This is a genomic window from Acinetobacter sp. 243_ASPC (assembly GCF_001054715.1).
Taxonomy (GTDB): domain Bacteria; phylum Pseudomonadota; class Gammaproteobacteria; order Pseudomonadales; family Moraxellaceae; genus Acinetobacter; species Acinetobacter soli.
In genome coordinates, this window is sequence record NZ_JVOR01000067.1 from 1 (window position 1) to 10,749 (window position 10,749).

Sequence of the window (10,749 nt, forward strand, 5' to 3'; positions counted from 1 at the left end):
CAGTAAAAATCCACACAAGTTGTTCTTCTATTCTCTTAATGATCGATTTGCTCTTCGTCAGAGACAAATTCAACGCAAAACACTTTCTTTCAACTTAACCCTGTAAGCTAAGTTGCTTTCGTGTATCGCGTCGGGATGCTGCGTATTCTAAGCAAAAAACCAACCAACGCAAGTATTATTTTAAAAAAAACAAACAATGGTTTATTTTTTAAGCAAAATTATATGATTTAGCTCGATATCGATCATATAATAGTCAATTATACCCGATTCATTGAATTAATTTAGATCAGATTTACTTTTTATTGCCTCATAATATGTAGAACGTATTCTCCGAATTGAAAAATAAATGAACACACGGCTTAGTGAGCATTTTAAGCCGTGTGATTTTGAATAGTTATGATCTCTTTAGAAGCTGAGTTTTTTAAAAAGCTAAAATGCTGCAAGACCAGTCTGAGCGCGCCCCAAAATAAGAGCATGTACATCATGTGTACCTTCATAGGTATTGACTACTTCAAGATTCACCAGATGACGTGCAACCCCAAATTCATCACTGATTCCGTTGCCTCCCATCATATCGCGAGCTAAACGTGCAATATCGAGCGCCTTGCCACAGTTGTTGCGCTTGATGAGTGAAGTCCCTTCAACTGCCGCCAATCCTTCATCTTTCATTCGGCCAAATCGAAGTGCGGCCTGTAAACCTATTGCAATTTCGGTTTGCATATCGGCCAATTTTTTTTGTATAAGCTGGGTGGCAGCCAGCGGTCGACCAAACTGTTTACGATCCAATGTGTATTGACGTGCAGTGTGCCAGCAGAATTCTGCCGCGCCCATCGCACCCCAAGCAATGCCGTAACGGGCACTGTTTAAGCAGGTAAATGGACCTTTTAAACCTCTAATATCTGGAAAAGCATTTTCTTCAGGTACAAAAACATTATCCATCACAATTTCACCGGTGATAGAGGCACGTAGTCCAACCTTGCCATGTATGGCTGGTGCCGATAAACCTTGCCACCCTTTTTCTAAAATAAATCCACGAATTTCGCCAATATTGCCTTCACTCGATACTTCTTTGGCCCAAACCACAAATACATCGGCGATTGGGCTGTTCGTGATCCACATTTTTGCACCCGAAAGACGATAGCCTCCATCAACTTTTTTTGCACGTGTGATCATACTTCCAGGGTCTGAACCGTAATCCGGCTCTGTTAAACCGAAGCATCCAATATATTCACCTGTAGCGAGCTTCGGTAAATACTTTTGTTTTTGTGCTTCAGATCCAAATTCGGAAATTGGCACCATCACCAATGAACTTTGTACACTTGCCATAGATCGATAACCCGAATCTACACGTTCGATTTCTCTTGCAATTAATCCATAGCTGACATAATTCAGACCGGCACCACCATACTGCTCATCAATGGTTGGGCCCAAAAGACCTAACTCACCCATTTCACGAAAAATAGCTGGATCAGTTTTTTCGTGACGAAACTGTTCTAACACTCGAGGCATGAGTTTATCTTGACAATAGGCATGTGCAGCATCGCGAATCATGCGCTCTTCATTCGTGAGCTGTTGCTCAATTAAGAAAGGATCATCCCAATTGAAGTGGACGCGTGCTGTTTTTTTTGTATGATCGACCATATGATTCATTGCTTTCCTAGCCTAATGATTGAACTGTTATTTCTTCATCTTAGGCTGTGTTAACGAGTACCACAAACGATAATTTCGCATGTAGTCATGCATTTTTCTCATATCTTATTTTTTGCTTTTCAATTTTCTGGTTTAGAATAAAAGTGCTTTTCGAGTTTCAGGTGGATTTATTTAAGAAGCCATTTTTTAATATTTAAAAGAATGATCTAGGATACATAATATGCGACGAATGATTCCTTCTTTACAGGCATTATTATGTTTTGAATCGGCCGCGAAACATCGTAGTTATACAGCAGCAGCCCAAGAATTATCGATTACCCAAAGTGCTGTTTCTCGGCAAATTCAGCAACTTGAAGACTTTCTTGCTGTGGCGCTTTTTGTACGAGCGCGTCATGGAGTTGAGCTGACACAAGCGGGTGAGAGTTATTTAAAAACGATCAAATCACATTTACTCGGTATCGAACATGCCACACTGGATTTAATGGCGCACAAGGGGTTAGGTGGAACACTAAAACTGGGCGTTGTTCCAACCTTCGCAACACGATGGTTACTGCCGCGACTTTATCGATTTAATCGTTTGTATCCTGAGATTACGATTCATTTAGAAACCAGTACCAAACCTTTTTTGTTTAGTGAGCATATTTTTGATGCTGCAATTTATGCCGGCACTCCTGCACAAATTGAAAACTGGCCCGATGCCAAAATCCAGTTTCTTATGGAAGAAGCGTTAGTCCCCGTCTGCTCTAAAACACTGATTGAAAAATATTTTCCAGAGTGTGTGTCAGGCGAGAATGAAAGTCTGGATTTGACTGCAGAACAAATTAGTCAGCTCCCTTTACTTCAGCAGACCACTCGCCCCTACATCTGGAATGAATGGTTTGCTCAAGCAGATTATGCCTATCCTTATGCAATGGACGGGCAACGCCATGAACTTTTCTCAATGCTGGCTGTCGCTGCGATGCATCATTTAGGCGTTGCATTAATACCGCCTTTGCTACTTGAAAAAGAGCTTGAACAGGGTGACTTGATACGAGTGTCTCATGTGGAGCTTGTTGGTACTCGTTCATATTACTTTGTTTCGTCTGAGCAACATAAAAACGCATTGATTGTAAAATTTACTCAATGGCTCGAACATGAAGTCAGAGAATTTGAATCTCAGTTTCTCTAAATTCTTCGTTTTAAAGTTGATCGCTAAATCCTACGTAGCGTGAAAGCGATTGCACACCTAAATCGGCTTTGACAATCACTTGAACAGGATATGTAGTTGAAGTAATTGCATGAAAAATATTCATATCTGGATCTTCATGTAATTCATCTACAGGTTGTTGCATCTGCGCTTCAAAGCGATCGGAAACAAACTCGAATCCTAAATCCATCGCGACAAAGAGAGTATGTTCGCAGGGCTGAACATATTGTTCTTGCGACCAGTCAATAACTGGGTGTTTGCATATCGGGCAATCGATATTCAATGATGCATCTGGTTGAAGAATTAATTGATAAGTCATATTTCATTCTCTAAAAGGTCCACATAGTGTAAAAGAAATATTTGTTTGCATCTAATCGTTTTAAATCGACTGATGTCGGATTGATCTTGCCAGTGTAGCGTGCTTAAGTGAGTACTAAGCGCAGTGCTGTTACTAATGTCATGTCATTCAATACTGGAGCATTCATGTCAACTTTGGAAAAAGCAATCGGACTTGCAGCAAAAAAACACGCGGGACAAGTAGACAAAGCTGGACAACCTTATATCTTACATCCATTACGACTTATGCTTCATCTGGATACTTTAGAACAAAAAATTGTTGCAGTGATGCACGACTTACTTGAAGACACCGACACCACAATTGTCGATCTAATTTCATTGGGTTTTAGCCAAGATATTATTGATGCAGTCATTGCGCTCACCAAAAAACCCGGCGAGAGCCGATTTACAGCCGCAAAGCGAATTGTAAATAACCCATTAGCCAAAGCAGTCAAACTGGCCGATCTAAAAGACAATATGGATTTAAAACGAATTACCCACCCTACAGCCCGTGATTTTGCGCGTTTAGAAGAGTATAAAAAAGTGCAAGCCTATTTACTTGATCCAAATTCGTCTATTTTGGCCTAAATTGCATGATTTACTGAGTAATCACATATCCTCAGAAAAATATTGGGTATACTCTGAAAAAATTTGAAACCCCCTATTTTTAGAAATATGGACATGCATCATGCTCACAGATTTAGACGATTTTTATTGCTTTGCTCTTGTGGTTGAACACGGTGGTTTCAGTGCTGCCGAGCGTGCCACAGATATTCCAAAGTCAAAATTAAGTCGCCGCGTATACAATCTTGAGGAGAATTTAGGCGTCCGCTTAATTCAGCGTAGCTCTCGACACTTTGCAGTGACCGATATCGGGATGAATATTTATCGGCATGCACAAGTGATGATGAATGCTGCACAAGCCGCACATGATCTGGTAGATCACTTGAGTATCCAGCCTCGTGGCGTGATTAAAGTGAGTGTTCCTGTCGATATTGCACAAAATCAGATGTCGAAACTGCTGCCGAATTTTTTAAAACAGTATCCTGAAATTCGAGTTCAACTGATCATTAGTAATCGACGTGTTGATATTGTCAATGAAGGCATAGATATTGCGCTTCGCGTTCGCTCAAATCTTGATGATGATCCGAGTCTGGTGTTACGTCAATTCTCCATCATCGAGCAACATCTTTTTGCCAGTCAGGCGTACTTAAACGAATACGGCTCTGTTAAAGCGCCCGAAGATTTGCATCATCATCGGATTTTGAGTTTATCGGATGAGCATTTAGATCAGCAGTTTAGCTTGTACAGCCAAAGCAATGAACTACAGAAAATCAAAGTCAATCCGGTGGTGATGGCATCTAACCTTTCAGTACTTGCCAATATTACCGCACAAAACTGCGGTATCGCGCTACTTCCCGATACCATTGCCAGCGACTATGTTAAATCGGGTGAATTGGTTCGCGTCTTGCCTGAATGGAAAGCACCGCATGGTGTCTTTCATGCGGTATATCCTTCACGTCGTGGATTACTGCCCGCTGTTCGTGTGTTTATCGATTACTTGGTTGAGCATTTAACCGAGCGCTGATATTTGCTTAAGCAAAAATGACTTACTTCTGACTTAGAAAAAAATCTGCCATGAGCTTGGTGGCCCAAGACTGTGTGCGCCATCCCTCATAAAACGCACAATGACTTCCCTTCTTGGTGGTCACGACGGCAATGTTCTGCATAGCCTGAATTTCAGGCAGATAAGGTGCAAAGTTGTCGATATGACACACTGGATCATCTTGTGAGTTAAGTACCATCAGTGGCACTTTGATTTGCTTAAAAACGTGCATGGGATTGGTGGCCAACGTATAGTCTTGATAGTTTGAAAAACCAGCAAGCTGATAGTAGCGAAGATGAAACTCGGTTAAATTTTTAGATGTCAGGAGTTCTTTTAAATTATCGATATGTGACCAACCTTGCAGGTGTTTCTTAACAAAGCGATTGATTATTTTTTTTGCCATATACCGACTATAAACCGGATGAACTTTATCAAAACCCGTTTCAATGTTGTAACCCGGACAAAATGCAAATGCGGCTTTAAAACATGACTGATCTGCAACTTCACCCAAGTAACGCACCAGTAGACCCGATCCAGCCGATGATCCAACAGCATACAAATCTGATTGGGGGAGCTTAAGACGAATAAAATCAAGTTGTTCTTTTAAGTCTGCAGTTGAGCCAAACAAGTTAAATTGCGGTATAGAAAAGTTTAAATCGGCATGTCCACGGCGCACACAAAGTGCAATCCGCCAGCCAGTAAAGCGGTGTAAGTCACGAACCAACTCGCGCATACTAGACGGAGAACCGGTAATGGTATGCAAAATGACAATCGTCGGCGTGTCTGCGGGTAAGTGCGAACCGACCCATGTAATTGCAGTTTCCCCGCCGTCTTGCATCTTTAAATAATCGATATGATCATATTGCTGGCGGATAAAGCGTTTTTTAACCAAATCAAAATAAAGAAGCTGAAGATGCTCGTTAAAGAGCCAAGGTGTCGGGCGATACTTAGCATTTAATTGGGTGAGCTTTTGCATATGCTGATGAAGACCGCTCTCAGGATGCAGATAGATTTGGGGATAATCTGCTCCTGTCAAACGATCAAGCGTATCTGTTAGTTTTTTTAGCACATTTATCTTTTTCATGAAATGTATCAACTTTATAGGAATTTAGAACAACATTCGAAAAATTAGCGAACCGATATTTTAAAAGGCCTAGACCAATCGATAGCCTAAACCTTAAGGATGAACAAAAACTTAAATCATAGCCGCAAGCTCTGCACCATGACGGATAGCACGTTTAGCATCTAACTCACCCGCCTCTTTGGCGCCACCAATCAAATGTACATTTTTGCCAAGCTGCTTGAGTGGTTCATACATCGCCGTAAACGATTCTTGTCCCGCACAGATAATGACATGATCGACATCAAGTACTGTGGTCTTTTCACCGATCTGAATATGTAAACCCTGATCATCAATTTTTTCATACTGTGCACCGGCAATCATTTTCACATTACGATTTTTTAAACCTGTACGATGAATCCAACCCGTGGTTTTGCCCAGTGTTGCTCCGACCGAACTGGCTTTACGTTGTAGCAAATATATTTCACGTGCACTGTGCTCAACCGCCGCAGTTTTTAAGCCACCGACTTGGCTATAGGAGGTATCGATTCCCCATTCGTCATAAAACTTCTTAGGGTGAATACTGCCGCTTTCGCCTTCATGGGTAAGAAACTCTGCGGTATCAAAGCCAATACCACCCGCACCGATAATCGCAACTTTATGACCGACTGGCTGACGGGCTTTAAGTACATCGAGGTAACTCAACACTTTCGGATGCTGGATACCTTCGAGATTGAGATGACGTGGTGTAACACCAGTTGCAATAACAATCTCATCGAAGTCTGACTTGGCTAATTCGTCATAATCGATTTTGTAGTTTAAAACCAGCTCAATGTTCGGCTGCAGTTCAATCTGGCGATTAAAGTAACGCAGAGTTTCGTAAAATTCTTCTTTACCCGGAATGGTTTTGGCAATATTAAATTGGCCGCCAATTTGCTCAGCGGCTTCATATAATTTGATTTTATGACCACGACTGGCAGCATAGATGGCAAAACTTAAACCTGCCGGGCCTGCGCCAACGACAGCGATTTTTTTCGGTGTAGCCGCTGCTTTAAAATTGAGTTCGGTTTCATGGCATGCGCGTGGATTGACCAAACACGAGGCCACTTTACCATTAAAGATATGATCCAGACAGGCTTGATTGCAACCAATACAGGTATTGATTTCATCACTACGTCCCTCGCGGGCTTTTAAAGCAAATTCTGGATCGGCCAGCATCGGGCGTGCCATTGAGACGATATCGGCATGTCCACTTGCAAGTACGTACTCTGCCATTTCAGGAGTATTAATACGGTTTGATGTAATCAGTGGCACTTTCACGTGAGGTCGAATTTTTTCGGTCACCCATGTAAATGCGGCCCGCGGCACTTTAGTGGCAATGGTGGGGATACGTGCCTCATGCCAGCCAATTCCGGTATTGATAATTGTTGCACCGGCTTTTTCAATTTCTTTGGCTAAATGAATGACTTCATCTAAGGTTGAGCCGCCCTCGACCAGATCAAGCATCGACAGTCGGTAAATAATAATAAAATTTTCACCAACCTCTTCACGAGTACGCTTTACAATTTCAATTGGAAAGCGAATGCGGTTTTCGTACTGACCGCCCCATTCATCATCTCGATGGTTGGTTCGAGCAGCAATAAACTCATTGATGAGATAACCTTCTGATCCCATAATTTCTACGCCATCATAACCCGCATATTGTGCGAGCTTTGCACAATTGACAAAGTCGGATATTGTCTGCCAGACCTCAGCCGAACTAAGTTGTTGCGGCTTGATCGGGTTAATGGGTGCCTGAATGGCGGACGGCGCGACAATTTCTTGCTGATAAGAATAACGACCGGTATGTAAAATCTGCATGGCAATTTTACCGCCAGCGTCATGCACAGCTTGCGTGATAACTTTATGTTTTTCCGCTTCTTCGAGCGTATCTAGTTTTGAAGCATGTGCAAAAGTTCGGCCTGCATCATTTGGCGAGATACCACCCGTCACAATAAGCCCCACTTCACCTTGAGCACGCTCTGCATAAAATGCAGCCATACGCGCATATCCACCAGGTGCTTCTTCAAGTCCAATATGCATCGATCCCATTAAGATACGATTTTTTAATGTAGTAAATCCTAAATCTAATGGTGCCAATAAATGCGGATAGTGCGTTGACATATAATCTCCCTGGCTGGCATAAGCGCGCTTTATGCAATATGTTGCATAAACTTATAAACAAAATTTGCTTTCTATGCAACTTATTGCATAATCTGAAGCGTCACATCGAGTTTTAGGATGGCTATGTCGCTTTCGCATGTTTTACTGACCAGCTTATTGGAGAAACCCAGTTCCGGATTTGAACTCGCCCGACGTTTTGATCGCTCGATGGGATTTTTCTGGAATGCCAGTCATCAACAGATTTATCGTGAACTCAGTGCGATGCTGGCTAAAGGCTGGATTTCAACCATTGATGAAGCCTCAAGTCACACGCGTAAAAAAACCTATCAGGTGGAACAGCTCGGTCGAATAGAACTTTCAAGCTGGTTGCTCCAGCAAAGTGAACCGTCTCAACTTCGTGATGATTTGATGGTTCGTTTACGTGCAGAAGCTCAACTTGGTGGCAATCAAATCTTGCCTGAACTCGAGCGACACTTGGCAATTCATCAAGAAAAACTGAAGCTCTACCAAACCATCTACGATAAAGATTTTAAACACAACACATCAGAAAACCGGGTATTGTTTATTCATCGAAAAATTTTAGAATTGGGCATTACCATGGAGCAAGAATGGATCAAATGGCTCGATGAAGTCATTCCTGAATTAAATGCACTAATTAACCAATAGGACCAGCCATGCCTTTTTATACTATGCCGGATCAAGAGCAATTATTTGTCAGACGTTTTGGATCAGGCGAGCCAGTGTTGGTACTTTCTGGTTTAGGTATGTTGAGCTGGCAATGGCTTCCCTTTTTACTTTCATATACCAAAGGCTTTGAGTTTATTATTCCTGAATGGCGTGGTTTTGGTCGATCACAACATTGTGCGATACCGCAAGAGCTAGATTCTATTTCTAGCCACTGGCGTGATGTTGAACACTTGATTGACGAGCTCAAACTGACCCAGTTTACCCTTATCGGATACTCGATGGGTGCAACCACTGCAATGCATGGTATGCAATACGGCCATTTAGGACAGAAATTAAAAGGTTATTTACATATCGATCAAACTCCAAAAATACGTGTCGATAGCACGTGGCAGTTTGGTCTTTTTGGTGAACGTTATACCGAATTTAGACGTTTTCTTCATTTGATTAACGCACTTTTACAATCACATGCATCCGTTCAATATTTAGAGGAACTTCCGCTGACTCACCAACAGGAGCTGGTTGAAACATGGCTGAAGTTTATCGAGTTTCAAAGCAGCAACTCATTTATACCCAAAATATTCAAGCTGGCTCTGCAATACCCAAAACTTCAAAAACATGTACTTCCGATTCAGCGCTTAGATTACCTCAGATGGTATGTACAAAATTATTTGAATCATACCGAAGATTATCGAACCGCTTTACAGGCACTTGAATGCCCCACCACATTTTTCATTGGAAAACAGTCGACACTTTATCCAGAACAAGGTCAGACATTAATTGCTCATCAGTTAAAAAATGCTCAGCCTATTTATTTTGAAAAGTCTGGTCATACACCGCTCATTACGGAGCCAAAAAAATTTAGAACCGAGATTGGGCATTTTTTGAAGAAAGTACACTAGTTTTAGAAAAACTTCGTCTCAATCGTTTTTATCAATAAAAACATAGAATTATGTTAATATTTTCATGCTTATAAAAAAGACAATAAAAGATGCTGGCATTTTTAGGATTTACAGAATAAATTCAAAAACTTAATAAAACTAACGTGAAAAGTATTGTTTAAAACTCTGTATAAATTAATAGAATTCTGATTTTTTACCCTAGACAGTCCCGTCCTGCTGTAGTTTGATGCTTTTGTTAGACAACAGGTACAAACGTATCTGATCACGTCAAAAAATATATGATGACCATAACTAGACCGACCATAAGGATATTTATTAGATGAGTGAAGTGGTATATAGCAAAGAAGAAAAACGCAAACGCGTTATGGGAATTGTCGGAGCATCTTCAGGGAATTTAGTTGAATGGTTTGACTTTTATATCTACGCCGTTTTTGCCATGTATTTTCAGCGAGCATTGACTGCACCCGACATGAGTTCAACCGCTCAAGGTATTTATGTTTGGGGCGTTTTTGCAGCCAGCTTTTTTATGCGCCCGATTGGTAGCTGGTTATTTGGTCGAATTGCCGATAAACATGGCCGAAAACAGTCGATGGTGATTTCAATTAGCCTGATGGCGGTCAGCTCCTTCTTATTTGCCGCACTCCCGACCTATGATCAGGTTGGTATTGCAGCGCCCTTTTTATTATTAATGGTACGCTTGCTACAAGGTTTATCGGTTGGTGGTGAATACGGTGCTGTTGCTACCTATATGAGTGAAATTGCGCTTAAAGGTCAACGCGGTTTTTATGCGTCGTTTCAATATGTGACCCTTTCAGGCGGCCAGCTCTTGGCAAGCTTGCTCGGTGTGATCATGCTGGCCTTTATGACCGAACAACAACTCATGGATGGTGGCTGGAGAATTCCATTTGTGATTGGCGGCATCGCAGCAATTATTTCACTTTTAGCACGAAGCAAACTTGAAGAAACCTTGTCGCATGAAGACAGCGACAAAAAAGAATCGGGTTCATTGCGCGAGCTATTTAAAAAGCACTGGTTTACCTTTTTACTGGTGGTGGGCTATACCTCGGCAGGTTCTTTAACCTTTTATGTTTTAACCGTATATTCAAAAACCTATATCACCAGCTTGGGTATTGAAGGCCGAACTGTTGGCTACATGATGACC

Annotated in this window: 10 protein-coding genes; 6 read left to right on the forward strand and 4 right to left on the reverse strand. The window is 41.6% G+C overall.

All coding sequences use genetic code 11. The annotated features are described in order from the left end of the window. Positions 1-429: 429 nt before the first annotated feature. A complete protein-coding gene (locus tag ADA42_RS06610) occupies positions 430-1,650 on the reverse strand; it encodes an acyl-CoA dehydrogenase (protein ID WP_048764250.1) in 1,221 nt (406 codons plus the stop codon). 220 nt (positions 1,651-1,870) lie between these two features. On the opposite strand from ADA42_RS06610, the gene ADA42_RS06615 reads away from it, so the two are divergent. Continuing rightward, entirely contained in the window at positions 1,871-2,818 is a 948-nt protein-coding gene (locus tag ADA42_RS06615; protein WP_048764252.1) for a LysR substrate-binding domain-containing protein, read from the forward strand. A 10-nt stretch (positions 2,819-2,828) separates the two neighbouring features. Here ADA42_RS06615 and ADA42_RS06620 read toward each other — a convergent pair whose 3' ends face one another. Next, the gene (locus tag ADA42_RS06620) at positions 2,829-3,155 is read right to left on the reverse strand and encodes a hypothetical protein (protein WP_004947666.1); all 327 of its coding nucleotides are present in this window, start codon (positions 3,153-3,155) and stop codon (positions 2,829-2,831) included. 164 nt (positions 3,156-3,319) lie between these two features. Here ADA42_RS06620 and ADA42_RS06625 point away from each other — a divergent pair, with 164 nt between their 5' ends. Then, the gene (locus ADA42_RS06625) at positions 3,320-3,760 is read left to right on the forward strand and encodes an HD domain-containing protein (RefSeq protein WP_004947669.1); all 441 of its coding nucleotides are present in this window, start codon (positions 3,320-3,322) and stop codon (positions 3,758-3,760) included. A 100-nt stretch (positions 3,761-3,860) separates the two neighbouring features. Next, positions 3,861-4,760, forward strand: a complete 900-nt coding sequence (locus ADA42_RS06630) for a LysR family transcriptional regulator (protein ID WP_004937946.1) — start codon at positions 3,861-3,863, stop codon at positions 4,758-4,760. A 22-nt stretch (positions 4,761-4,782) separates the two neighbouring features. Here the strand turns inward: ADA42_RS06630 and ADA42_RS06635 are convergent, their stop codons facing one another. Continuing rightward, positions 4,783-5,862 (reverse strand): YheT family hydrolase, encoded by a 1,080-nt coding sequence (locus ADA42_RS06635; protein ID WP_004937948.1) that lies wholly within the window; start codon positions 5,860-5,862, stop codon positions 4,783-4,785. A gap of 111 nt (positions 5,863-5,973) precedes the next feature. Then, a complete protein-coding gene (locus ADA42_RS06640) occupies positions 5,974-8,001 on the reverse strand; it encodes an FAD-dependent oxidoreductase (protein WP_004947671.1) in 2,028 nt (675 codons plus the stop codon). 123 nt (positions 8,002-8,124) lie between these two features. Here ADA42_RS06640 and ADA42_RS06645 point away from each other — a divergent pair, with 123 nt between their 5' ends. The 3 genes from ADA42_RS06645 to ADA42_RS06655 form a co-directional block, all read left to right on the forward strand. After that, positions 8,125-8,667, forward strand: coding sequence for a PadR family transcriptional regulator (locus ADA42_RS06645; RefSeq protein ID WP_004947673.1), 543 nt, complete (start codon positions 8,125-8,127; stop codon positions 8,665-8,667). An 8-nt stretch (positions 8,668-8,675) separates the two neighbouring features. Next, positions 8,676-9,587: an alpha/beta fold hydrolase gene (locus ADA42_RS06650; protein WP_048764254.1), complete on the forward strand. Its 912-nt coding sequence runs from the start codon at positions 8,676-8,678 to the stop codon at positions 9,585-9,587. Between the two features lie 328 nt (positions 9,588-9,915). Further along, positions 9,916-10,749: MFS transporter (locus ADA42_RS06655; protein ID WP_171249918.1), on the forward strand; the 834-nt coding region annotated here is incomplete at its 3' end.